25 protein-coding genes are annotated in these 24,534 nt (G+C 45.4%); 18 read left to right on the forward strand and 7 right to left on the reverse strand.

Going from position 1 to position 24,534, the window contains the following annotated elements:
- The first annotated feature begins 50 nt into the window (after nt 1–50).
- On the forward strand, nt 51–542 hold the full coding sequence (locus H8S84_RS05975; protein WP_187066328.1) for a GyrI-like domain-containing protein: 492 nt from the start codon (nt 51–53) through the stop codon (nt 540–542).
- 64 nt (nt 543–606) lie between these two features.
- Nucleotides 607–1,527, forward strand: coding sequence for an alpha/beta fold hydrolase (locus H8S84_RS05980; RefSeq protein WP_187066329.1), 921 nt, complete (start codon nt 607–609; stop codon nt 1,525–1,527).
- Nucleotides 1,528–1,553: 26 nt separating this feature from the next.
- On the opposite strand, the gene H8S84_RS05985 is transcribed toward H8S84_RS05980, so the two are convergent.
- The gene (locus H8S84_RS05985; protein WP_187066330.1) at nt 1,554–2,606 is read right to left on the reverse strand and encodes a serine hydrolase domain-containing protein; all 1,053 of its coding nucleotides are present in this window, start codon (nt 2,604–2,606) and stop codon (nt 1,554–1,556) included.
- Nucleotides 2,607–2,809: 203 nt separating this feature from the next.
- On the opposite strand from H8S84_RS05985, the gene H8S84_RS05990 reads away from it, so the two are divergent.
- Complete coding sequence (locus H8S84_RS05990; RefSeq protein ID WP_187066331.1) at nt 2,810–3,118, forward strand: putative quinol monooxygenase; 309 nt, start codon at nt 2,810–2,812, stop codon at nt 3,116–3,118.
- Here the strand turns inward: H8S84_RS05990 and H8S84_RS05995 are convergent.
- The 3 genes from H8S84_RS05995 to H8S84_RS06005 form a co-directional block, all read right to left on the reverse strand.
- Nucleotides 3,115–3,891: a TIGR02757 family protein gene (locus H8S84_RS05995; protein ID WP_187066332.1), complete on the reverse strand. Its 777-nt coding sequence runs from the start codon at nt 3,889–3,891 to the stop codon at nt 3,115–3,117. The genes H8S84_RS05990 and H8S84_RS05995 overlap by 4 nt on opposite strands.
- A gap of 357 nt (nt 3,892–4,248) precedes the next feature.
- Nucleotides 4,249–5,235: a septal ring lytic transglycosylase RlpA family protein gene (locus H8S84_RS06000; protein ID WP_187066333.1), complete on the reverse strand. Its 987-nt coding sequence runs from the start codon at nt 5,233–5,235 to the stop codon at nt 4,249–4,251.
- 14 nt (nt 5,236–5,249) lie between these two features.
- The gene (locus tag H8S84_RS06005; RefSeq protein WP_187066334.1) at nt 5,250–6,026 is read right to left on the reverse strand and encodes a DUF4905 domain-containing protein; all 777 of its coding nucleotides are present in this window, start codon (nt 6,024–6,026) and stop codon (nt 5,250–5,252) included.
- 98 nt (nt 6,027–6,124) lie between these two features.
- Here H8S84_RS06005 and H8S84_RS06010 point away from each other — a divergent pair, with 98 nt between their 5' ends.
- The 5 genes from H8S84_RS06010 (at nt 6,125) to kdsB (ending at nt 9,995) form a co-directional block, all read left to right on the forward strand.
- Nucleotides 6,125–7,474: an NfeD family protein gene (locus H8S84_RS06010; protein WP_187066335.1), complete on the forward strand. Its 1,350-nt coding sequence runs from the start codon at nt 6,125–6,127 to the stop codon at nt 7,472–7,474.
- 244 nt (nt 7,475–7,718) lie between these two features.
- The gene (locus tag H8S84_RS06015) at nt 7,719–8,015 is read left to right on the forward strand and encodes a hypothetical protein (RefSeq protein ID WP_187066336.1); all 297 of its coding nucleotides are present in this window, start codon (nt 7,719–7,721) and stop codon (nt 8,013–8,015) included.
- A gap of 70 nt (nt 8,016–8,085) precedes the next feature.
- A complete protein-coding gene (locus H8S84_RS06020) occupies nt 8,086–8,424 on the forward strand; it encodes a hypothetical protein (protein WP_187066337.1) in 339 nt (112 codons plus the stop codon).
- A gap of 69 nt (nt 8,425–8,493) precedes the next feature.
- Complete coding sequence (locus tag H8S84_RS06025) at nt 8,494–9,201, forward strand: DNA alkylation repair protein (RefSeq protein WP_187066338.1); 708 nt, start codon at nt 8,494–8,496, stop codon at nt 9,199–9,201.
- Between the two features lie 56 nt (nt 9,202–9,257).
- A complete protein-coding gene (kdsB, locus tag H8S84_RS06030; protein ID WP_187066339.1) occupies nt 9,258–9,995 on the forward strand; it encodes a 3-deoxy-manno-octulosonate cytidylyltransferase in 738 nt (245 codons plus the stop codon).
- A 90-nt stretch (nt 9,996–10,085) separates the two neighbouring features.
- Here kdsB and H8S84_RS06035 read toward each other — a convergent pair whose 3' ends face one another.
- Nucleotides 10,086–10,868 (reverse strand): SDR family NAD(P)-dependent oxidoreductase, encoded by a 783-nt coding sequence (locus H8S84_RS06035; protein ID WP_187066340.1) that lies wholly within the window; start codon nt 10,866–10,868, stop codon nt 10,086–10,088.
- Nucleotides 10,869–11,002: 134 nt separating this feature from the next.
- Between H8S84_RS06035 and H8S84_RS06040 the strand changes: the two genes are divergently transcribed.
- The 6 genes from H8S84_RS06040 (at nt 11,003) to H8S84_RS06065 (ending at nt 14,313) form a co-directional block, all read left to right on the forward strand.
- The gene (locus tag H8S84_RS06040) at nt 11,003–11,626 is read left to right on the forward strand and encodes a hypothetical protein (RefSeq protein WP_187066341.1); all 624 of its coding nucleotides are present in this window, start codon (nt 11,003–11,005) and stop codon (nt 11,624–11,626) included.
- A 67-nt stretch (nt 11,627–11,693) separates the two neighbouring features.
- On the forward strand, nt 11,694–11,942 hold the full coding sequence (locus H8S84_RS06045; RefSeq protein ID WP_230407094.1) for a winged helix-turn-helix domain-containing protein: 249 nt from the start codon (nt 11,694–11,696) through the stop codon (nt 11,940–11,942).
- Nucleotides 11,943–12,018: 76 nt separating this feature from the next.
- Nucleotides 12,019–12,348, forward strand: coding sequence for a potassium transporter KefB (locus tag H8S84_RS06050; protein ID WP_187066343.1), 330 nt, complete (start codon nt 12,019–12,021; stop codon nt 12,346–12,348).
- A gap of 56 nt (nt 12,349–12,404) precedes the next feature.
- Nucleotides 12,405–13,646: a hypothetical protein gene (locus H8S84_RS06055; RefSeq protein WP_187066344.1), complete on the forward strand. Its 1,242-nt coding sequence runs from the start codon at nt 12,405–12,407 to the stop codon at nt 13,644–13,646.
- 45 nt (nt 13,647–13,691) lie between these two features.
- Nucleotides 13,692–13,979: a hypothetical protein gene (locus tag H8S84_RS06060; RefSeq protein WP_187066345.1), complete on the forward strand. Its 288-nt coding sequence runs from the start codon at nt 13,692–13,694 to the stop codon at nt 13,977–13,979.
- Nucleotides 13,980–14,022: 43 nt separating this feature from the next.
- Complete coding sequence (locus H8S84_RS06065) at nt 14,023–14,313, forward strand: hypothetical protein (protein ID WP_187066346.1); 291 nt, start codon at nt 14,023–14,025, stop codon at nt 14,311–14,313.
- A 447-nt stretch (nt 14,314–14,760) separates the two neighbouring features.
- Here the strand turns inward: H8S84_RS06065 and hpf are convergent, their stop codons facing one another.
- A complete protein-coding gene (gene hpf, locus H8S84_RS06070) occupies nt 14,761–15,066 on the reverse strand; it encodes a ribosome hibernation-promoting factor, HPF/YfiA family (protein ID WP_187066347.1) in 306 nt (101 codons plus the stop codon).
- 254 nt (nt 15,067–15,320) lie between these two features.
- Between hpf and H8S84_RS06075 the strand changes: the two genes are divergently transcribed.
- The 3 genes from H8S84_RS06075 to H8S84_RS06085 all read left to right on the forward strand — a co-directional run bounded on the left by H8S84_RS06075 (nt 15,321) and on the right by H8S84_RS06085 (nt 21,735).
- Nucleotides 15,321–16,040, forward strand: a complete 720-nt coding sequence (locus H8S84_RS06075) for a hypothetical protein (RefSeq protein ID WP_187066348.1) — start codon at nt 15,321–15,323, stop codon at nt 16,038–16,040.
- A gap of 355 nt (nt 16,041–16,395) precedes the next feature.
- Nucleotides 16,396–18,942: a TonB-dependent receptor domain-containing protein gene (locus H8S84_RS06080; protein WP_187066349.1), complete on the forward strand. Its 2,547-nt coding sequence runs from the start codon at nt 16,396–16,398 to the stop codon at nt 18,940–18,942.
- 360 nt (nt 18,943–19,302) lie between these two features.
- Entirely contained in the window at nt 19,303–21,735 is a 2,433-nt protein-coding gene (locus H8S84_RS06085) for a TonB-dependent receptor domain-containing protein (RefSeq protein ID WP_187066350.1), read from the forward strand.
- A gap of 107 nt (nt 21,736–21,842) precedes the next feature.
- On the opposite strand, the gene H8S84_RS06090 is transcribed toward H8S84_RS06085, so the two are convergent.
- Entirely contained in the window at nt 21,843–23,537 is a 1,695-nt protein-coding gene (locus H8S84_RS06090; RefSeq protein ID WP_187066351.1) for a PAS domain-containing hybrid sensor histidine kinase/response regulator, read from the reverse strand.
- A 563-nt stretch (nt 23,538–24,100) separates the two neighbouring features.
- On the opposite strand from H8S84_RS06090, the gene H8S84_RS06095 reads away from it, so the two are divergent.
- Nucleotides 24,101–24,496 (forward strand): DUF7793 family protein, encoded by a 396-nt coding sequence (locus H8S84_RS06095; protein ID WP_187066352.1) that lies wholly within the window; start codon nt 24,101–24,103, stop codon nt 24,494–24,496.
- The last annotated feature ends 38 nt before the right edge of the window (nt 24,497–24,534 follow it).

Below are 24,534 nucleotides of genomic sequence, written 5' to 3' on the forward strand. Positions count from 1 at the left end.
ACGCTCTTCTTCCCGTCTCGCAAAATTTTATCTGTCTCCTTACTCATACTATGCAACAACCTCAAATCGTCTCCACCCAACCAAGGCACCTGATCGGCAAACGTATCACTACCTCCTTGGCAACTAACGACGCTGTAGCCTTGTGGAGCAGCTTTATGCCACTGCTAAAAGAGATCCGCAAACGTGTTGGCCAACAGCTTTACTCTGTGCAGGTGTATCCCGAAAGTATAAGGATGGATAAGTTTACCCCTGAAACGCCATTTGAGAAGTGGGCAGCAGTGGAGGTAACAGAAACTGGTATACTTCCTGAAGGTATGGAAGAGCTACAGTTGCCAGGCGGCCTGTATGCCGTATTCGTGCACAAAGGACCAGCAAGCGAGTTTCATAAAACAGCACAGTATATTTTTGGTACCTGGCTACCTCAATCAGAATATCAACTGGACAATCGTCCGCAATTTGAAGTGATGGGTGAAAAATATCTGGGCCATACCCATCCAGATTCAGAGGAAGAAGTATGGGTTCCGGTAAAGCATAAAGTATAAAATTTATTTATACATTCACGCACCATTATCACCTATAACATAACCATTTAGTCCAGGCCTAACCATGAAACTGAAGCATCTCTTCTTAGCTTTTTTTGCATTACTGCTTATTACCTTGGTAGCGCTACCTTATGTTCGCTCTGCTGAGAAATTTGAGCTGAACGATGAAACGCGTAAAAGTATAAAGGGAAGCTTTGTGCGATTACCTTCAGGTGTTACACACTATGAGCTCGCTGGCCCAGAAGGAGCACCGGTTGTGGTTTTAGTACATGGCTTTTCGGTGCCTGCCTATATCTGGGACAGCAACTTTAACGAACTGGCAAAAGCCGGCTTTCGGGTGTTGCGTTATGACCAGTTTGGCCGCGGTTTCTCCGACAGACCAGCAGTTGATTATAATGCAGCATTTTACCACAACCAGCTAAACGAACTATTGGCAGCGCTAAAAGTTGAGGAGCCAGTAAACCTGGTTGGTGTTTCGATGGGTGGCGCTATTGTGGCAGGTTATACAGCTGCTTTTCCGGATCGTGTAAATAAAGTTGCGCTGCTTGCCCCTTATAATCAGGCTACAGACATCAGTATACTTAAAACACCTTATGTAGGAGATTACCTGAACCAGGTGTACCTGGTGCCTACTTTACTCGAAGGCCAAGCCTCTGATTTCTTTAACGCCTCCGTACTGCCTGCCAACTATAAGTCAAACTTTGCTGCGCAGATGGAATACAAAGGCTTCGATAAGGCGATACTTTCCACCCTCAGAAACTTCATATCCAAAGATCCGCAACCATACTTTAAAGGTTTGGCCGAAACCCAAAAGCCGATATTACTTATCTGGGGCAAAAACGATCCAACTGTGCCCTATAATAAAGAGCTGACTCAGATGCTTAACCCAAAGCTGATCTTATTAGATAGTTGCGGCCATATTCCTCAAATTGAGTACCCTGAAGAAGTAAATCGGGAGCTTGTTTCATTCCTGGGCAGCAGATAAAAGAAAGTATAAAAGCACTACTGTAGTTACCTCGTTAAATGTAAAAGCCTGCAAATTAGATCAGATTCTAACCGCGTTTTCGGGTGCTGCTGCAGTACATTAATAAAGTTGGTGAGCAGGTGCGGATTATCGGCTATGTTAGAGAAACAGGCTATGAGCAGTTGGCTCTCCGGCACACGAATTACCAGGTTGCTAAAGCCACAGGTATTGCCGGAGTGGTACATCTCTAAACTACCGTTGCTGCGTTTTGTAAAGAACCAGCCCATGCCGTAGTACAATGCAGGATTACCTTCAATGTTGGTGTTTATACTTTGCAGTGCTCCTTCTATATTGAAGCCTTGTTGCTGCAGTGCCTCATGCCACTTCAGGTAATCGCGCAGCGAAGTATAAATACAGCCATCGCCTTTGGTGGCGCTGCACACACTTTGGTCAGATAAGATCATCTCTCCTGCTGCATTCACGGCATATCCTATGGCTCTGTTGGGAATAGGTTTGCCAGCCTCATAAAGCACCGTATTGCTCATACTCAAAGGTTTAAAGATATACTTGCTTAGAAACTCCGCATAGGCCATACCCGATACTTTCTCTACCACCAATGCCAGCAGCACATAGCCTGTGTTGCTGTAGCGGTACTGCGAGCCTGGCGCAAATAGCAGATGAGGTTGACTGGCTGTAATAGTTAGCACCTCCCGGTCATGCACCTGCTCCTGCCTTGTATCGGCTACAAAACCTTCGTAGTCAGGTAAGCCGGAAGTATGGTTTAACAGGTGCGCTATACTTATGTCGCTGCCTAAATGAGCCAGTTCCGGAAAGAAAGAGGACAACCTATTGGTATACTGTAGCAGCCCCTGCTGCTGTAAAAGCTGCACACATTTGGCAGTAAACTGTTTGGATACAGAAGCCAGGCGAAAATTGGTAGCCGGAGTTATCGGTTCTCTGGTATTCAGGTCCATAAGGCCAATACAACCTTCATACAGCACCTCTCCTACCCTGGTTACAAGTATGGCTGCACCCGGTTGTTCTTCTGTGTAGCAGTTTTGCAGATGTGTATCAAGTGCCTGAGTTAATGCGGTTGCCATAGTTGATCTTATATTTTGCTAAAGTATAAAATAATCGAAAGCTAAGCTTTCCGGAGAGCCAAAAGTATAAAAGCCAACATTACTTAACATAATAAACACACTAAGAATAAAAAATTCTTGCTAGCTATACTTTAAGGTAGTCTGTTTGAAGAGGCGCAGAAATTCTATACCTTTAGCTTCACCTACTATATACTTCCTGAACTATGAACAAATACGGTTTACACGGTAAGCTACAGGCAAAAGATGGCAACGGCGATGCGTTGGCCGCTATCCTGCTGCAAGCATCACAGCTGGTATCTACAGCAAAGGGTTGCCACCTGTACCTCGTAAGCAAGGATGCACAGAACCCTGACTCCATCTGGATAACCGAAGTCTGGAACAGCAAAGAAGACCACGACAACTCACTGCAGTTGGATGGCGTGGGTGCCTTGATTTCACAGGCGATTCCCCTGATGGCTGACAAACCAACAAAAGGACTGGAACTGGAGGTACTAGGAGGCTTACCAGCTTAAAAATTCTCCTCTACGCCCAGCCCGAATAGGGCGTAATCATACTTTACCGGATCTGTAGGGTCGAATGCCCGTAGGTGATCTGTTAATTCTTCGGCAGTGTGCCAGTCCATGCCTTTGCGCGTGATAAGGCCAAGCTTTCGGGCCACCCGCTCCACGTGCACATCGCAGGGACACACCAGGTCGGCAGGCTTCATCATCTCCCAGATACCGAAGTCTACTCCTCTATCGTCTTTGCGCACCATCCAGCGCAGGTACATATTCATCCGTTTGCAGGCAGACTTACGCGCAGGTGTGGAGATGTGCTTTTTGGTGCGGTGCGGTGCATCTTCCAGGCTAAATACCAGGTCGTGGAAGTACTCCAGCCTATCTTTCTGATATCTTATCTCATTATGCACACCGGTAAAAGCAGTCTCTAAACTTTCGTGCTGGCTGTAGTACCACCTGAAAAAGTGCAGCAGGTACAGTAGATCGGTGTCATTAAAGGTGCGGTGTTTAAAGCCCAGGAAACGCGTCAGGTCCTGCTCCTGGTGGTTAAGTATAAAATCGTGTGGGGCATTGTCCATTAAGTTCATCAGTTTTATACAGTTGTTGATGATGGTTTTGCGCTGTCCCCACGCAAGTATAGAAGCAAAAAAGCCACTGATCTCGATGTCCTGCTTTTTGGTGAAGCGGTGCGGTATAGAAACCGGGTCGTTGGGTATAAAACCAGGTTGGTTATACTTCTCCACCCTGTCGTCGAGTAAGGCTTTGATGGCAGCGTAATCTTGTTTCATGTGGTAAAGTACGGGGATTTCTGGAATAAGGCAGATGTGCAGGTCCAGTTTTATAGCTGCCGTGGTCCAACCACCCCTACCCCTCCTTGTCTAAGGCGGGGAATATATACTTACTTCTTCTTATTTTATCAATATAGCTATGATTTCCATGTTGAAGACAGGTTAAACGGAGGCTATAAAGCTTAAACCTCTACAGATGTGATGGCCGAATTCCCCGCCTTAGACAAGGAGGGGCCAGGGGTGGTTGGACTACGGCAGCTACATGATCTGACTTAAAAACTTGAGAATTCTGACCTAAAACAAAAGCGCCTGAACACTTCTGCTCAGGCGCTTTTATACTTTATACTTCTCTAAACCCTACGGCATATAAGAAACCTCAACTCTGAATTTCTGATCTACGGCACCTAGTTTCTGGTAAGCCTTCTTTGATAATCGCACGATCACTTTATCATTAGCACCCGTCTCAGGCAGCTTTCCGATAACGCGCACATACACTACCTGTCCGTTCATGGCATTCTTCACCTGCATAATAGTACCAACCGGGGCAGTTTTGTGCAGGGCAAGGTATTTATTCGTGTCAGCTTTCGGGTCGATCATCTCGGCCATGCCGCTTTCGATCATTTTCTTTACGCCAGAGGCTGTGTTTTCGGTCTCAGCTTCTTCTACACGCTCATTGGCTGCCGCTGGTGCAGCAGGTGTACTGGCTGGTGTAGCAGTAGTTGTAGCGGCCGGAGTTGTTGATGTAGTGGAAGCAGCAGCTGTTTCAGCTGGCTTAGTCTTTGTCATTTCATCGTCTGGCTCTGGCGTGTACACCGGCTTTTTGGTTGGTGTTGCAATGCCTTTGCCTACAATCAGTTCAGTGCCTACACTAATGCTGTTGTCCTTCAGGTTATTCCAGCGTTTGATATCCTCTACGGTTACGTTGTGCTGGCGCGATATAGAGTAAAGCGTTTGTTTTGGCTCTACGGTGTGCAGCTTGTTGCCAGAGTTGTTTACAGTGTAGGTTCTGTTGCTGGCAGCAGGGGCAGCTGGTGTTGTTTTAGCTGTGGAGGCCACCACTGCAGTAGATGCTGTGCTATACTTTCTCGGGATCAGCACGATCTCACCAATCTTGATAGCCGACTGAACACTTGGGTTCGCCTCTACGATCTGGGCAATAGGCACACTATACTTTCTTGATAGCGCGTAAAGCGTTTCCTTCGGCTCTACTTTGTGCTGCACAAACAACTTTCCGTTTTTGCGTTCCACACCAACCGAATCACGAACAGCAGTAACCCCAAGGGCACTAGCCGAAAAAGAAAGTAAAGGCGCTACTACAAGAGCAGCTAATAAAGATCGAACCATGGCTAAAAATTGTACTAAGCTAAAAGTCTGTATACTTGCAAAATATGTTTATCCCGGAGCAAGTATAACTGAAGGTTAAAGATAAAAAAAGTATCTGAACCAATGCCACTTAATCCGCTACCAAGTTTAACTTTTAAGTGTAAATTACCTTGCAAGTCGTATACAACCACAAAATTATCTAAGTTCCCTACCGCGCCCTCTTCATAATAACTTATTACTATATTATTGCTCAGCTCGGCATATTCCAGGGCAACTACTGGTTTTTCTCCGGATTGGTCTGCTATAAAGTTGCACACTTCCTCAAAGTATGGCTCACCGTCCTTATACATCACCGGGTATTCCCAATTGGTGTAGCGCGTCTGGCTGAAATCAGCCACCAGGCTGGCTGCTGTTTGCTGGCTGATGCCGTCGCGTAACGTATTGCCTGTTTTAGGGTTAACCAAGGTTAAAGGCTGATCAGGGGCATCTGCACGATACACCAACATACCATCACTGGCCAGCCCGTAAAAGGCCATTTCATCTAGTTGCCACTGCACTTCTCCGCCTTCTGCTGCCAGAGCGGTTACCCCTTTATGCTGACCTGTCTTGCGGTCGCCGTAACCGTGCAGGAACACCAGATTATGCTGCGCATCTTCCAGCCCCTGCCACCAAGCTTTGGAAGGGTTCACGGCAAGCTTGTTTAATCTGAACTCAGCCAGATCTAAAGTACAAAAATGTGCCAGCAACAAGTCAGAGTCACGCACCTCCAGTGCCAGTTTTGGAGTGGACGTATCGATGCGGATTCGCCACACAGGCGCCTGAAACTCGTATGAATAAAGTAAGGAAAGTATAAGCTTGTGTTTTTTTGTTATCTTATTGCCAGATTGGACCTCAACCAGCCCCCTAAATTATGAAAACCTATCCAAAGCATTGGTATGTAGCAGTTGTTTACCTGCTCTGCCTGCTCTTAAGCCCTGCCGTTTTAGTAGCCCAAAATGCAAAGCCGAAGGTGTTTGTGATGGAGATCAAATCAGAGATTGATCCGCGCACAAACCGCTACACCGAGCTGGCTCTCGAAGAGGCCACCGAAATCGGGGCAGACCATGTGCTTTTGATACTGGATACATTTGGCGGAGCCCTGAACGATGCCGACGAAATAAGAACGCGCATTCTGGAGTATCCTAAGCCGGTGTATGTGTTCATCAACAAAGATGCCGCCTCGGCTGGCGCACTTATCTCGCTTGCCTGCGACAGCATTTACATGGCGCCAGGGGCCAACATTGGCGCTGCAACGGTAGTGGGCGCTGATGGCGAGGCTGCACCGGGCAAATACCAGAGCTACATGCGCTCCATCATGCGCTCTACAGCAGAGGCCAATGGCCGCAACCCACGCATGGCCGAGGCTATGGTAGAGGCCAGCGTAGACTCTACCTTATCAGCAGGACAGGTGCTGTCGCTTACCTCAACGGAAGCTGTTAAGTATGGCTTTTGCGATGGCATTGCTACAAACGTAGAAGGTGTGCTTGACGAGCTGAACCTGGAGAATGCAGAACTTGTGTATTACCAGCTGAGCACCACCAACAAGATCGTCTCCTTTTTCCTGAACCCTTTCATAAGTGGCATACTACTCCTTATCATTATAGGTGGGTTATACTTTGAGCTTCAGACGCCGGGGATTGGTTTTCCGTTGGCTGCAGCTGTGGTGGCAGGTATTTTATACTTAGTGCCCTACTACCTCAACGGTCTGGCCGAGAACTGGGAAATCCTGCTTGTGGTAGCCGGGCTTATACTTATACTTTTAGAGGTATTTGTGATACCGGGCTTTGGCATTGCTGGTATAAGCGGCATTGTGCTGGTGCTGGTATCGCTGGTGTTGGTAATGGTAAATAATCAGAATTTCGACTTCACGTTTGTACCCTCTGATGATCTGATGAAGAGTTTAATATCGGTGGTTTTGGGAATGATAGGGGCAGCTGTGTTTATCGCCCTCACCTGGAACAGGCTGGTAGGAAGCCGCGCCATGCAGCGACTGGTGCTAAATAACACCTTCAACAGCACCGAAGGTTACCGCTCTGCTAACACTGCCGAGCATTTGATCGGGAGGGTAGGTATTGCCCACACCCGCATGACACCGAGCGGACGCGTGATGATAGACGATTCGCTGTATGATGCCCAAGCACGTGACGGCTTCATCGATAAAGGCGACGCTGTTCAGGTAGTAGACCAAAGCACATTCTCGTTGCGGGTAAAGAAAGTATAACTTGGAGTTACGAGTTCTGAGTGCCGAGTTGGAATTCAGATGTCAGGTGCAGGCCGCAGTACTTTATACTTGTCACTTCCTTTGTTGCTCAAGGTGAGCATAATTCATAATTCATAATTCATAATTCATAATTCATAATTCATAATTCATAATTCATAATTCATAATTCATAATTCATAATTCATAATTCATAATTAAAATGAAGCTAGCACCCCTATTTGTAATCATACTTACAGCCTTAACTATGTCAGCTTGCCAGACCACCCCACAGGATGAGAACGAAGCCATTACCACCAATGCCACCCTGCTTTGGTCTGGAGAGATTGCCGCAGACGGTTGTGGCTTTGAAATAGAGATTGACGGGAAAACATACTTGCCCGAAAACGAAGATGCCATTCCCGCAAAATTCAAGGAAAGCGAGAGCTCTGAAGTTAAACTGACTTACCTGCCTCTGAAGGACCAAATCGACCGCCGATGCGGCATGTTGCCCCAGCCAAGAGTGATGGATGCGGTACGTGTAGTTTCGGTTACAGCGCTCTAAGTAAAAAGTATAACACCTTGCAACCTTACAGCGAGATTCTGGCTCTTCTAAATAAAGCATCTTAGAAGAAATGGGAAAACATATATTAACCGGTTTAATGCTGCTGGCAATCTTTAGCCTGAGCAGCTGCGAAAAAGAGGAGACTTGCTATACAACAGTAACAGTAGACGGTGTAATTAGATGGTCTGGTAGTTATGCAGTTGATGGCTGCGGCTATTTTCTGATGGTTGGCGAAAAAAAATATAAACCAACAAACGAAGCCGACATTCCGGACACATATAAGGTAACAGGATGGGAAGGCACTCCCGTAGAGGTTAAAATGATAGACTACAACAAGCAGGTGCCGGCAGGTTGCCAAGTTTCTTATCAAGCAAACTCTGCCAAGCTGCTGGAGATAAGAAAAAAGTAAGAGGTTTTTTGTTATACAGGTGAGCCGAAGTATATTGTAAGTATACTTCGGCTCATTTATTTTATACCTATGACCACGCCAGACATTATGCAGCAGCTTGCCAGCCTGGGCTGCGAAACCACAAAGAATACGCTTACCAGGCACGGTGCTAAAGAACCTTTTTTCGGAGTAAGGGTAGGCGATCTCAAGCCCATCCAGAAAAAGATCAAAAAGAACCACGCCCTGGCGCTGGAGCTTTACGAAACAGGCAACTCTGATGCTATGTACTTGGCTGGCCTTATTGCCGACGAAACCGCCATGACCAAAGAAGACCTGCAGCGTTGGGCAGAGCAGGCGTACTGGTACATGCTAAGCGAGTATACGGTAGCTTGGGTGGCATCGGAAAGCAAGTATGGTTTTGAGCTTGCCAAAGAGTGGATCAAATCTGATAACGAAAGGCTTGTAACAGCGGGGTGGGCCACATTATCTAACCTGGGCGGCATTAAGCCAGACCACGAATTGGACCTGGATTACCTTAGCCAGCAACTGGATTTTGTACAGCAGCATATACACAGCAGCCTCAACAGAATACGCTACACCATGAATGGCTTTGTGATTGCCATGGGCTCATTTGTTCCGGCATTAACAGAAAAGGCCAGGGCTGTAGCAGCAGCAATAGGTAAAGTAGAAGTATATATGGGCCAAACCTCCTGCAAAGTACCAGAAGCCTCTCCTTATATAGAAAAGGTAATACAGATGGGCCGCCATGGCAGGAAAAAGAAAACGGCACGCTGCTAAAATGCCTGCACTTACGTACCTTTGACAAGTATAAAATCAACTATCAAACATAAACTATGGAAGTACTTGGAATCATACCCGCACGTTATGCCAGCACCCGTTTTCCGGGCAAGCCTTTAATAGACATCAGCGGAAAAAGTATGATACAGCGGGTGTATGAGCAGGCCAAAAGCGCCAACCTCGCCGAAGTACTCGTAGCCACAGACGATCAGCGAATTTTTGACCATGTGCAAAGTTTTGGGGGCAAAGCTGTCATGACAGCCGAGCATCACCAGAGCGGCACCGACCGCTGTTTTGAAGCTTACCAGCAGTACAACCAGCCTTTCGAGTACGTCATCAATATCCAGGGCGACGAGCCTTTTATCAGGCCGGAGCAGATAAACCTGGTGGCAGGCTGTTTTAGAACTCCTCAAACACAGCTGGCTACTTTAATTAAGAAGATAACGTCGCCGGAGGAGCTGTTTAATGTAAACTCACCGAAGGTGGTGATCAATAAAGCCGGAGAAGCTTTATACTTTAGCCGCCAACCTATCCCCTACTGCCGCAACGTACCCAACGATATCTGGCACAGGCAGCACACCTACTACAAGCACATCGGCATTTACGGCTACCGCACCGATATCCTGGAGCAGATCACACAGCTGCCACCGTCTGGCCTGGAGCTAGCCGAGTCGCTGGAGCAGCTGCGTTGGCTGGAGAACGGTTTCAAAATAGCCACAGCCATCACTGAATTCGAAACCATCGGCATAGATACCCCGGAAGACCTTTTGAGAGTTACGAGTTCAGAGTTCTGAGTCACGAGCTAGTATCTGGATGTAATATATCAGACCCAAGACTTTATACTTGTCGCTAACTTTGTTGCCTAAGGAAATGTAATTCAAATCCTAAACATAGATCATTTTCACGGTCATGCCGCCGTCAATGGTAATACTTTGGCCGGTAATAAACCCTGCTTTATCGGAGCATAGAAACAGGGCGGCCTCTGCAATGTCCTCTGGCGTGCCTACTCGGCCTGCCGGGTGTTGTTCTTTATCCTCTTTGCTGTGCTGTGGCTGATACCGCTGGCTGCTCTTTTGCCAGTCTCCTGTTTCTATCCAGCCCGGTGCAATGGCGTTTACTCTTATTTTATCTTCTGCCAGGCTAACGGCCAACGAATGCGTAAGCGCCTCCAGGCCACCTTTGGATGCGGAATAGGCGAAGGTGTTGGGCTCCGACATAAATGCGCGCGTGCTGGTAATGTTAAGTATAGCTGCCTGATCCGCCTTGCGTAAAAGCGGAAGCGCATACCTAGTACACAACACCGGCCCACGCAGGTTTACCCCCAGTATCTTGTCAAATTCCGACAGCAGCATCTGCTCGAGGTCTCCCATAAAGGGATCAGCAATTCCGGCGTTATTGATAAGCACATGCAGCATTTTATACTTCTCCCCCACGCTTTCCATCAATGTCGCAACCTCGTGCTCGGCACTCACATCGCATTTTATAAACTCTATGTTCAGCTTTTGCTGTTGCAGGCGATCTACTGCTTCCTTGCCTGCTTCTTCGTCCGCATCTGTTATAACTACCTTTGCTCCCTCGCGGGCAAAAGCTTGGGCTATACCAAGTCCTATGCCCTGCGCACCGCCGGTTATAAGTACTGCCTTGTTTTTGTAATAAGTGTTTTCCATGCGCTGTTTATGTTTAGTTAAGTATAACTGAGGCCGCTGTGAAGAGTTATGTATTTAAAAACAAAAATATTTTAACCCATGCTACTTGACATTACGTAAACTGTGATTAACTTTGAAACTCAAAGTGCTTTATCATGAATCAACAGCAAGACCAGTTAGCCGACCTACGCGAAATCCGCAATATCATGGATCGCTCTTCCCGCTTTATTTCCCTGAGCGGGTTATCAGGAGTAGCTGCCGGCGTGTCGGCGCTTGCCGGTGCAGCTGTGGTTAAATGGTATTTCAGCCAGCACAACATCAATTACTACAATGACCTGGGCAGGCAAATGTCGCAGGAAAACATACTTTTTGTTTTAGGCGTTGCGGCAGCGGTACTTGTACTTGGTTTTTGTGCGGCTACTTACTTTACGATTCGTAACACCCGCAAAAGGAACCACCGCACCTGGGATAACCAGTCAAAGCGGTTGCTCCTGAACCTGGCTATACCCCTGGCCACCGGAGGTGCTTTTTGTGCCATACTTATTTACCACAACCTTTTGTTTCTTGTGGCACCGGCTATGTTGGTGTTTTATGGTTTGGCGCTGCTACATAGCAGCAAGTATACATTAGGCGATATACGCTACCTTGGAATTATTGAGATTATACTTGGCTTGATCGCCAGCATTTTTGTGGCCTATGGGCTAACGCTCTGGACAGTAGGCTTTGGAATGCTGCACATAGTATATGGTGCGCTGGTGTACTTTAAATACGAACGCTAGCAGACCTGTGAAAGAGTATCTAGAAAATATTAACAAAGCCTTCGAGAGCAGGGCGCGGCTTGGCATTATGTCCGTGCTGATGGTAGAGGATTCGGTTGATTTCAGTACGCTGAAGGACACCCTCCAGCTTACTGACGGAAACCTGGCCAGCCACCTCCGGGCATTGGAAGAAGCAGCCTACCTACGCGTGGAGAAGCAGTTTATCGGGCGTAAACCTAATACTACTTACCATGCTACCGATGCTGGCCGCGAAGCTTTTAAGAACCACTTAAATGCTCTGGAGCAGTTAATTTTAAATAACCGGCCAACCGGATAATTTTTTTACCTTTTTACTTTGCATTTCAAAGTACTTTAGACGTAAATTAAATATGATCACATTAAGGATTACTAGTATGAGGACAAGAACAGAACAACAGCATAGTCTGAATTACAGGGGTATTTGCAGAGGTGCATTGGCAGGTGCTGGTATTGCACTGGTGTTGCTGCTGATTTTCATGTTGGCCTTAGAAGACATAGCCTATGGTGTTTGGGTCATTATACCCATGCTCACCATGTCAGTTGGAGGTGCCTTAGGCGGCATCTATTGTTGCTTCATGAATCATTTGCGAGTAGAGGGGAGTTGGGCAAAGGCTTATGCGAATATCACCAGCACATTGTTTTACATCCTGTTACTGTGGCTCAGTTTGGTTGCCGGGCTACATGCAACCGGCCACTGGGACTAACAACTAGAAGAAAACTATACCTGAGACAATATCATCAGCATTTAAATAAAAAAGCCATGCGCGATCAAATACTTTCCAACATGCAAAACCCCGGTCAGCTCGAGAAGTTGTACCGGACAAACAAGGCAAGCTTTAAACAGGAGTTCAGCGGCCTTTACCCTCAACTTAGTGGCAATACCCTTGCCGACTTCTGGCACGAAAGACTAAACTACGAATCAGAGGAGATTTCGTGGGGTACCGGTAAAGAGTTTGTGTTCGTTGTAATTGCTGCATTAATAGCGGGTATACTTGCCAAACTGCCGGCTATCTTCCCTATCAGCGAAGAATTCTTTTACCCACGCAATATAGGTTTTCTGGTGTTCCCGTTTCTAGCAGCCTATTTCGCCTGGAAAAACAAACTACCAGATACCAGGGTAGCTTTTATAGGATTTGCTGTAGCTGTTTGCGTAGTATACATCAACTTTTTGCCAAACAACAACAGCGACACCCTTATACTAGCCTGCATACACTTGCCTTTGCTGCTGTGGGTTATACTTGGTGTATCATATGTAGGCGATGAGCTCAGCAACTACAAAATGCGCCTTAGCTACCTGCGCTTTAACGGCGACCTGGCTGTTATGTCGGCCTTGCTGGTGATAGCCGGAGTACTGATGACGGGCATTACGATCGGGTTATTCCAGCTGATCGGTTTGCAGATAGAGGAGTTCTACTTTGAGTATATCGTAGCATTTGGCTTGCCTGCAGTTCCTATAGTGGCCACTTATCTCACCCAAACCAATCCGCAACTGGTAAACAAGGTATCCCCTATCATCGCCAAGCTGTTCAGCCCATTGGTGTTAGTCATGCTGATCGTGTACCTGGGAGCTATTATTATTTCGGGCAAAGACCCCTACAACGACAGGGAGTTTCTGCTCCTGTTTAACGTGCTGTTGATTGGTGTAATGGCTCTGATCTTCTTCTCTGTTGCGGAGAGCTCTACCAAAGAAAAATCTATATCTGGTGTGTGGGTGCTGCTGCTGTTGTCGGTGGTTACTATCGTAGTAAATGGCATTGCATTGTCGGCTATCTCTTTCCGGATCTCGGAATGGGGTATAACGCCTAACAGAGTAGCCGTGCTGGGTGCCAATGTATTGATTCTTATTCACCTGCTGCTTGTAACAGTAATGTTATTTAAGGCAGCTACGAAGAAGGCGGTAATCACAGAGGTAGGCAGATCCATTGTGCTGTATATCCCAGTGTACTTTGTCTGGACAATCATCGTCGTATTTCTATTCCCATTGCTTTTCGGCTTTAAATAAACCAATCAACAGACATTAAAAAATTTAAGAATAACATATAATATTATGGAAAAGACATTAAACATTGGAAGTATAGCAAGTTCGCTGTTCGGCTTAATTGCCATAGCAATCGGTATCATTAACATGTTCTGGGGTAACGACCCGTTTTATGGCATCTTCATCTTTCTGCTAGCGTTAGTTTATTTCCCGCCGGTGGCTGCTTTTGTTGAGAGAATCGTTGGCAGGCCAATCCCATTACTAGCAAAAGTCTTGCTAGGAGCCTTTATTCTTTGGACAGCATTAGGTGTAGGCGAACTGTTTGACAAAATAGAACTGATGCTGAAGAACTTCTGATTCATTAACTATTTGAAATACAATCAACTAACGCATAAAAATTGTGATTACGCAAAGCAAAACATTCACAGGCATTGTGCTCGCCGTAGCGATGATATTAGCTATACCTTTGATAGCGATGCAGTTTACAGATGAAGTTAACTGGAAGCTGTTTGATTTTATTTTGATGGGTATCCTTCTGCTAAGTACTGGATTCGCAGCTGAGTTCGCGGTGAGAAGAATAAAGAACAGAGACTATCACTTACTCATCATCGCACTTATTCTGTTGGCATTCTTCCTAGTTTGGGCTGAGCTTGCTGTTGGCATCTTCGGAACCCCATTCGCCGCAAGCTAATGAGTACAGGCATTAAAAGGAGGTTCTTTCCACTGCAACTTGTTAACTGGGTATTTGGTACTGTTGTCTTATTGATAGGGGCATTGAATATATTTTTGGTTCATGTAATTCCGGGGTTAGTTTTTCTGCTGCTTTCTTTGGTCTATTTTCCGCCAGTAAACACACTACTCAGAAATAGGTTCGGCTTCAGTATTCCGCTATTGGTAAAAATCATACTCGGTATTGCCATCGTTTGGTTTACCTTGGGGGTGAGTGATCTTGGAGATATGATAGATTAGCGAGTATTGTTAAAGTTAATAATCCTAAATAGGAGCTTTTGACATATTAAACTCTCTATCCTTCTATCTCTAAAGAAAGTATACTAGCTTGAACCAAGGCTTTATTCCTGGTAAAATAAAAAAGGCGCTACTGAACAGTAGCGCCTTTTGCTCTTAAACCAAGTATGATTTATTTCTTCTGTAGCTGGCGTACCAGTTTATCCTCCACGTTATCCAGAAGCTGATACCAATTATCACCTTCGTCCTGGGCAAACACATCGTTACCAGGCACGCCAACGCGCATGCGCACACTTTTCGTGTTTGTTGCTTGGTTCGCCTCTTCTTTAAAGTAAACGTCTATCGAATCTATCTTTTTGGCGTGCCGTTTTAGCTTGGCTATCTTTTTACGGATGCTCTCCTGTATTGCATCCGATATCTCGATATCTACGGCCTGTACATCTAACTTTATACCTTCGTAATTCTCTGTGTAGTTCATAAGTCTTATTATAGGTTTGCTTTCCAATGGGTTTGTACAACCAGAATGCTGCTTTTTTGCCCATCCACATTGTAATGCCATATAACGTAAGGCTTCTCCTTTTGTTAAAGCAATATTTCCTAAAACGGGTTATATACCTCCATCTTAGAAGAAACAGTGAGCTCCATTTTTCTGTATAAATTGGAAAGAACGATGGCCTAAGTTAGCTGGCCCTTTTCTGGAATAAATAACATTAATCTTAAAGTTGAAGGCTTATGAACACCCTTCCCATCAACTGGCTAACCGAAGGATTGATAGATTTTGAGTACAAAAAGTACCTGCTGCTGGCCTACCTGCAGGCAGCAAAAGAAGAATTTGGACATCAGCGCCTCTACCCCGTCTTCTCTGATCTGATCATGCATTACCGCAACCTGCTGCAAGTAAAGGAGCACAAAAAGCTGGTGTATGAGTCTTTCCCGCAGCGCATCAGCCGCGCCGATTTTGAGAAGCTGGAACTGGTGTATGAGAAGATAGTGGAAGACGACGAAACCATGCAGCAGATTGAGGAGATAGTGCAGTATGCGGCGCCACTCTTCGGTGAGGCTGTAGAGTCGGGTAAAGAACTATACGATTTTGTGGAGCGGCACATCGAGATCAGCCCTGTTGGCATCACCCCGATTTACCACGATGAAGGCTATCTTTTCTTAGAGGCTTTCCCGAGCAAAGAGACACAAGTATACGTTTACCGCATTACAGTTTTTGAAAACACCTATGAAAAGTACCGTGGCATCAACACCCGCCATTTGCAAACAGTGCGGCGCGGCCTGGCCCTCACCCACGAAAATCTAAAAGTGCAGTTGCTGCGTGAGCGGCAGGAGCTGCCAAACCCTGCTACGTTTGCAGTGGTGTCTAAAATTCCTGTGCCCCTGGAGAATTCGCTGCTTCCTATAGCCAAGCGCTCATTGGTAAAGTATGTGGCAAATTTGGCAGCCTGATCAAACTATATCAATTGTAAAGTAGCTAAAACTGCCTTCTTTTCACGGGAAGGCAGTTTCTGTTTTTATACTTGCATAAAAGTATAGAGAAACCATCTCTCCCTCTTTATACCAAAATACTACCCTTCTTCTATAACCGTCTCAATCCACCGATTAAACCCCATTATCTACCTACTAACAGCTTATCGGTTACTTATGACTATTCATATATAAATGCTATGTATTGGTATATTCTGTTTTAGCAGCTCAAAAAAGCAATATTACTTTGTATCATGAGGCAGTATAAAATTGCTCATTAGGATTTATGACGACAAAATTACAGACTATCTACAAACATTCTTTTCCTGCAAAAACTATGAAGAAACACGTACTATTACTGTTGCTGGGTTTAAGTACAGCAGCACCTGCGTTTGCTCAGGCTCCATCTGCTCAGCAGGCACGTCCGGCACAGCAACAGGCAGCAGGCATGCCTGGCACCACGGCTCCAAAAGGAAACGCCAAAATTAGCGGTGTTATCCTAGATGCTGAAACAAACAAGCCTGTTGAGTTTGCTACTGTAGCCCTGATCAGCGTGGCAACCGGCAAGCCGATAGACGGCACCATGGCCGACGAGAAAGGAAAATTTTCTATCACAAAGGTAGCAGCAGGCCAGTACAAGCTAAACGTCTCGTTCCTGGGCTACAAGCTGCAGACAATTGAGAATGTAAATGTTACGTCAGACAACGCTGATATAAACATTGGCTCTGTATCGCTTGCCTCTGACGCTAAAAAATTAAGTGAAGTAGTAATTACAGGCGAGAAACCACTTGTAGAAGAGAAAATTGACCGCACTGTTTATAACGCCGACAAAGACCTTACAAATGCTGGCGGCAACGCCTCTGACGTACTTCAGAAAGTACCTTCCCTGTCTTTAGACAACGATGGCAATGTGCAGCTGCGCGGCAGCTCCAACGTACGTGTGCTTATTAACAACAAGCCATCGGCTATACTTGCCGGTAACCTTGCCGAAGCATTAAAGCAGATCCCGGCCGATCAGATAAAATCAGTTGAAGTAATCACCAGCCCATCTGCCAAATATGACGCAGAAGGTACAGCCGGCATCATCAACATCATCACGAAAAAAGACGGTGGCTTACAAGGAGTAACTGGCTCTCTTGCACTTGGTGTAGGTACACGCGGAAGCAACGGCAACGCTAGCCTGAATGTTCGCCGTGGCAAGCTGGGCATCAACGGTAACTTTGGTGGCAACATGTTTTACAACAAAGGCACCATGACCAACGAGTTCATCGGTTTTGACGACCCGACGACAACTTTTGATGAAAGCTCTTACAACTTCCAGCGTGGCGAAACACGCCCTAGAGGTGCTTTTATGAACGGACAGCTTGGCTTTGAATACGACTTTAATCCAAAGAACAGCCTTTCAGGCGGTATCCGTAGCAACGGAGGACAGTTTAGGGTTACTAATGACCAGGAAGTAAATTCTAAAAACGCTTTCAGAACAGAGAATTTCCTGAATGACATTTTGATGCGCAACCAGCGTATTGGTACAGACTATAACCTGGACTTCACTCACAGTTTCAAGAATCCGGGGCAGGAGTTGGCATTACTATCTCTCTACTCGGTTACCAACACGGAGAACAACATAAACCAGGACCTGCATAACCAGGGCGAACCTGCTTTCCAGCAGAAGCGCAACACTAACGACGGAGCCAACAAGGAACTGACTTTCCAGGCAGATTACACGCACCCTTTCAAGAACAAGACCATGTTTGAAATAGGCGCTAAGACTATTTTCCGTGATGTGGAGAGTGACGCTTTTTACCGTGACATCTTTATTAACAGACCTGAAGCAACCAGCACTGACAAGTTCTTCTATCAGCAGGATGTTTATGCTTCTTACATGACGTACGGCTTAACGCTTAAAAAGAAGTTGAATGTGAAACTTGGCGGGCGTTATGAGTATACCGACATCAGCGCTGACCTAGTGGGTAACGATAAAGACTACGCTACCAATTACGAAAACTTTATTCCAAGTGTAGCTTTGTCGTACAGCCTGAACCAAAAACATACTTTCAAGGCAAACTTCACGCAGCGTATTCAGCGTCCTTCTATGTTTTTCCTGAACCCTTACCGCCAGCAGCAAACATCCAACACATTCGTGGAAGGAAATGCTAACCTGGATGCAGAATTAACAGACCTGTATGAGGTAGGCTACAGCACCTTCTTTAAAACAACATCTATCAACATAACAGGTTATGTGCGCCAGACAGACAATGCGATTGAGCCGATTGCTACGCTCATAAACGTAACAGAGGCAGACGGAACTGAAAGACAAGCTACACTTTTGACATTCCAGAACATTGCTAAAAACAAAACATATGGCGTGAGCTTGTTCGGTAATACAAAGCCTACCAACAACTGGACCATCGGTGGTAGCTCAAACATCTACTACGTAAACCTGAAGAGTGCCTACAACAGCAACAATGGCTGGATGTACAACATTAACGCAAACTCTTCTTATAACTTTGGCAAGGGAATAAGCGCTCAGTTCAATGGTGGTTTCAACTCACAGCGTATTCAGTTGCTAGGCAGATTTGCAGCCTTCTCTTACCACAGCCTTGCTATTAAAAAGGAGCTGTTTGACAAGAAAGGTGGTATCAGCCTTGGCCTGGACAACCCATTCCGTGAGAATATGCGCATGAAGAATGATGTAACTGCTCCAAAAACACCTACTAACCCAAGCGCTTACGAGCAGCACATGCGCATCAACAACTTTAACCGTGGCGCACGTGTAAGCTTCAACTACAACTTTGGCAAAATGGAGCAGCAGAAACCACCACGCCGTAAAAAATCCATCCGTAACGACGATGCGAAACAAGGCGAGGGTAACGGTGTAGGATAAGACTACCAAAGCATAACTACCTATCTACTATCTACCTAAAGCCTCTCCCGAACAGGAGAGGCTTTTTCTTTGCTGCTATTTTAGAATTAGCAATAAAATACCGGTCGCTGATGCAGCTTTTTGAATTAACCTGCCTCTGTAGGCATGTGAATTTAGATGAAAAATGAGCGTTTTAACCCGCTTCTGTCCGATTTCAAACACCAGATGCACGAATACGAACAAGTTTTAAGAGGTCCCAGATGCCTATAGCACATAAACACCTACTAATCAAATATATACCTAATGGCATACTTGTTGGTAAGCCGCATCTACCAAGTATGCTAAAATACTACCAAAGCGCTAACTACTAACCTCTACTTTATGATCAAAAGATTACTCTATCTACTACCACTAACCTTTGCAGCTCCTGCCATTGCGCAGGCGCAGGTTAGTGCACCACTACAGCAAAGTATACCACAAGGCAATGCCCGCATAACCGGCACTGTGCTCGATGCCAACACAAAGGCCGCCGTTGAGTTTGCAACTGTCGCCTTGCTAGATGCTACTACCGGCAAAGTACTGAACGGCACCATTGTAGATGAGAAAGGCAATTTTATACTTGATAAGCTAACAGCCGGCAAGTATAAACTGCAGGTTTCGTTCTTAGGATACCAGCAGAAGGTTGTTGATGAGGTTATACTAGCATCTGACAAGGGTGAGGTAAAGGTGGATGTGATTACACTTACGCCTGATGCCAAACAACTAAAAGAAGTAGTAATAACCGGGCAGAAGCCGCTGATAGAAGAAAAGGTTGACCGCCTGGTGTACAACGCAGACCAGGATATTTCTACAAAGGGAGGCACGGCGGCTGATGTGCTGCGCAACGTGCCCATGTTGACAGTTGATGGCGACGGAAACGTACAGATGCGCGGCAGCTCTAACATTATGGTACTTATTAACAATAGGCCCTCCTCTATCATGGCCGGGAGTGTAGCAGACGCTGTGCGCCAGATACCCGCAGACGTTATAAAATCGGTGGAGGTGATCACCAGCCCCTCGGCAAAGTATGATGCAGAAGGAACAGCCGGTGTCATCAACATTATTACCAAAAAGAACACGTTGCAGGGTGTAACAGGAGGCGGTTACATAACCCCTGGCAATGTATCCACAATTGGCAATGCTAACCTAAACTACCGCCAGAAGCAGTTCGGCATTAACTCGAGCATTGGTACCAACCAGTTTTACAACAACGGCACAACCTTGCTGGAGCGTCTGAGTTATGTCAACAATACACTGCTGCGCCAAAGCGGTAAAACCCGCAACCGCAGCGGCTTCATTAACCCGGCTCTGGGCTTTGATGTGGACCTGAACGAAAGAAACAGCTTAGGCGGTGGTGTACGGTTTAACAGCGGCTACAACTATGTCAAAAACGACCAGCAGGTAACAGAATCCAGAGCGGGTGATTTGCTTAGTGAGTCTGATGTAGATGTGGTAAGTAAATCCAACTCGCTGGGATACGACCTGAACCTTGATTATCTGCGCACCTTTAAAAAACCTCAACAGGAGTTTAGTATACTTACGCTATACTCAAAATTTAATGCTGACAATCAAGCCAACCAGGATGCTTTTAACGAGGATGGGCAGCTAACTTACCTGCAGCGCAACCTGAACGAAAGCCAGAACGAGGAGCTAACTTTACAAACTGACTATATCCATCCATTCGAGAACAAAACAATGTTGGAGTTAGGCGCTAAAACAATACAGCGTTTTGCCAGCAGTGATGTATCTTATTTCAGCGAGTTTCCGCAATCAGACAGAATCCTTGCTTCAGATAATATCTTCTCTTACAACCAGGATGTATATGCCGGTTACTTCACATACGGTTTCCAGGTGAAGAAAAAACTGAACGTGAAAGTGGGTGCCCGCTATGAGCAAACCGCCATAAACGCTGATTTCAAAACTCAGAAAAATGCCTTTGAAACCGACTATGAAAACTTAATACCTAGCGTAGCCTTATCTTATACTTTAAAGGAGAAGCATACTTTCAGGGCTAATTATACACAGCGCATACAGCGGCCGCAGCTGTTTTTCCTTAACCCTTACGAAGAGGCTGTTTCACCAAACGTGATACAAAAAGGCAACCCTGAACTGGATCCTGAACTGACAGATCTTTATGACCTAAGCTATGGCACTTACAACAATATAGTTAGCTTTAACTTGGGTCTATTTGCCAGGATAACCGATAACGCCATCACCACTGATCCTTTCCTTCGCAACGACACCACTGTTATCACCTTCCAGAATATAGCCCGCAACACCACCTACGGGGTAAACGTGTATGGGTCTGTGAAGCCTAAAAAAGGATGGACAGTGAACAGCAACGTGAACTTATACCATGCCAGCCTTAACGGCAACAATCTGTCTAACTCCGGCTGGATGTATAACATCAACTCTAGTACAAGCATAGAATTGGGTAAAGGATGGGTAACACGATTTAACGGCAGCTTTAACTCCAGAAGAGTAACCCTGCAAGGCAAGATGGCCTCCTTCTATTATCATAACATGACGCTCCGCAAAGAGATTCTGAACAAGCGCGGAGGCATCGGTATAAACCTGGCTAACCCTTTCATGAAAGGTACGCGCGTTCGCAATGACCTCCAGACTGCGACTTTTGAGCAAATGGAGCGCAATATAAATTTCACCCGGGGTATCAGGGGCACGCTTGAGTTTAGGTTTGGAAAGCTTGAGCAGAACAAGGCGCCTCGTCGGGCAAAGAAATCCATCAGTAACGATGATGCCCTTCGGGGCCAGTAATTGATGGTGTTTGAATAAAGGTGAAGAAAAGCCCTTGCCGCTGGCAGGGGCTTTTTTCATTTGGACAAGCTAACTTTATAAATCTCTGCTAATTGCGGGCTGCTGCCTTATACCCACTTTGTGAGAACAGAAATGAGTTCTTTGTCTGTGAATGGCTTGCAGAGGTGATCGTTCATACCTGCACTAAGGCTTTTAACAATGTCCTCCTGGTAGGCGTTAGCTGAAAACGCGATGATAGGGCTAGCAACATTTCCTTTTCTTAACCTTTGGGTTGCCTCAATTCCATCAACGCCGGGCATCTGAATATCCATAAAAATCAGGTCGAATAAGTTGCTTGTAGCAAATTGAATGGCTTCTGCCCCATTTTGTGCAGTCGTTACAGTGGCGCCATATCCTTCCAGCACATCCTGCATCAGAAGTACATTTATTGGGTTATCATCTACTACAAGTATCTGCGTTGGCTTATTCACTTTAAAATTAACCACCGCCTGTTCTTCTTCCGGAAGTATGGCTTCTTTCTCCTGCTCATACTTGAGCTGTACGGTAAACCAGAATGTAGTGCCACTGTTCTGCCCTTCCGGTGGACTTATGATTCCCATTTCGCCTTGCATTAGGGTAACCAACTTTTTACAGATAGCAAGCCCCAAACCATAGCCGCCATACTTCCGCGACATGGTTTGATCGGACTGAGTAAAGGAGTCAAATACAACTTCCTGTTTCTCTGCTGGTATGCCTATGCCTGTGTCTGTTACTATAAACTTTATGGTGGCTGTCTGTTCCTGCTCATCTAAAGTCTGCATCTCACCGTGCACAGCTATACTCCCTGTCGCTGTAAATTTAATGGCATTGCTTACAAGATTTACCAACACCTGATTCAGTCGTATTGGGTCTCCTATCATAACCCGCGGTACAGCAGCATCTACTGTATAGGTAAAAGTAACACCCTTTTCTTCAGCCAGATACTTGTATGGTTCCAGATAGGAGGCAACGGTTTCGCGCAAGTTAAAAGCAATAGTATCGATAGAAATCCTATCCTGTTCAATCTGGTGCAGGTCAAGTATATCGTTCAGCAGCTTGGTTAAGTTTGACCCTGAGGTTTTAATCAGGCTTACATACTGTGCCTGCGTCTGGTCTAAGGAAGTGTCCTGCAGCAGATGCGTGAAGCCCATGATCCCGTTTAGCGGGGTGCGTATCTCATGGCTCATACTTGAAAGGAAAAGACTCTTAGCCTCGTTGGCGGCCTCTGCTCTTTCTTTTGCTTCTTGCAGCTCCTGCTCTTTCTGTTTTAGCTCCGTAATATCCTTGGCAACAATCAACACCCCATCTTTTTCCTTTCTGCTGTTCATCAGGTACGATAGGGAGCAGGATGTTGTAATTTGATCGCCTTTACTTGTAGAAAGTAACAGCTCCAGGTTCAGGCTTTTGCCTTTTTCGGCTAATGCAGCTAAGCCTGTGCTTAGGTTTGTGTTATTACTTTGCGGGAAGACCTTTGTAAAATGAATACCCACCAAGTCAGTTTCCTTATAACCAGTTGCCTCTGTAAACGCCTCATTTACGTTCCGGATGGTGAGATCAGTGTTAAGCACGAGCAGCATATCTACCACGCCATGGTAAATACTTTGCATAAAATCCCTGGATACAGTTGAGTTCTTCAGCTCCTGCCCCAACATACTAATGCCTGAGATCACCGCATCCATCTCATCCCCATTGTCCGACACGTCTAAGTGATAGTCAAAGTTTCCGTTGGCTACTTCGGCAATGAGTGCAATTATCTCCTCTATTCTTTCTTTAAGAACTTTCACGCAAGCTTTTACTTAATAAACAGCCAATGGCCGTTCTGTTATATTCTGATGTGGCGAATCAAGCAAAATGTAGAAGTATAAGTAACCGAGATCAATACCTAACAGCTGGTAAATACTCAACTTATTTAGCAGCCTGTTTACTATTCAATATCCATTCCTCAGGGTTCCTTCTTACCTAATACCTGCACCGCTTTATCAAGTATATCCTAATTGAGTTATATTACAAAGTTATAACTCTTTATTTTTTTAACAGCTGAATAACGCAGACAGGTTCATCTGCTGGAAAGTATAACTGTTGTTAGTACTTGTAATTTGATAAATTAATGTTGCCACACCTGCCTCGCCTTAAAGTACTTTAGTTTCTCTTTTTAAACTTTTAACCATTGGTTTTCATCTTCTTTCGAATAATAATCAGCTATCCACGAACATGATGTGAATCGTTATCATCTGAACAAAAGAGTACAGCGTATTTGTGATATTGCTAAAGCAAAGCCATTATTAAGGTATTTTAGTAACTTTGGCTATGTTGCTAAACTGCTTACCTGGAAGTAGCAACACATTAAATGGGAAAATTTAAGAATGTGAGCGAAGTAATAGAGACACCTTACATCAGTATGTTTATAGAAGAAGGTATCCTCCATGTCTATTATAAAAGAATAGAAAATATGGATCTGGATATCGCGAAAGAATGCGTCCTTACCCGAAAGGAATTTACGAATAATCGAGTGTACCCTTGCCTGATAAATGTTATACAGATGAAAAGCTCTACCAAGGAGGCACGTGATTTTTTTGCAACAGAAGGAAATGAAGGTATTTCGGCAAGTGCACTGATCGTGAATTCATCTGCCTTTAAAATGATGGCCAATTTCTATATTATGGTTAACAGGCCCAAAAACCCTACCCGCCTGTTTACGGATAAGGCCAGTGCGCTGGAATGGCTGGAACAGTTTAAAAAGTAGTTTAACTTCTTATTCACTCCATCTTCACGAAAACAATA

Origin of the sequence: Pontibacter cellulosilyticus (assembly GCF_014306105.1) — a bacterium.
Classification (GTDB): domain Bacteria; phylum Bacteroidota; class Bacteroidia; order Cytophagales; family Hymenobacteraceae; genus Pontibacter; species Pontibacter cellulosilyticus.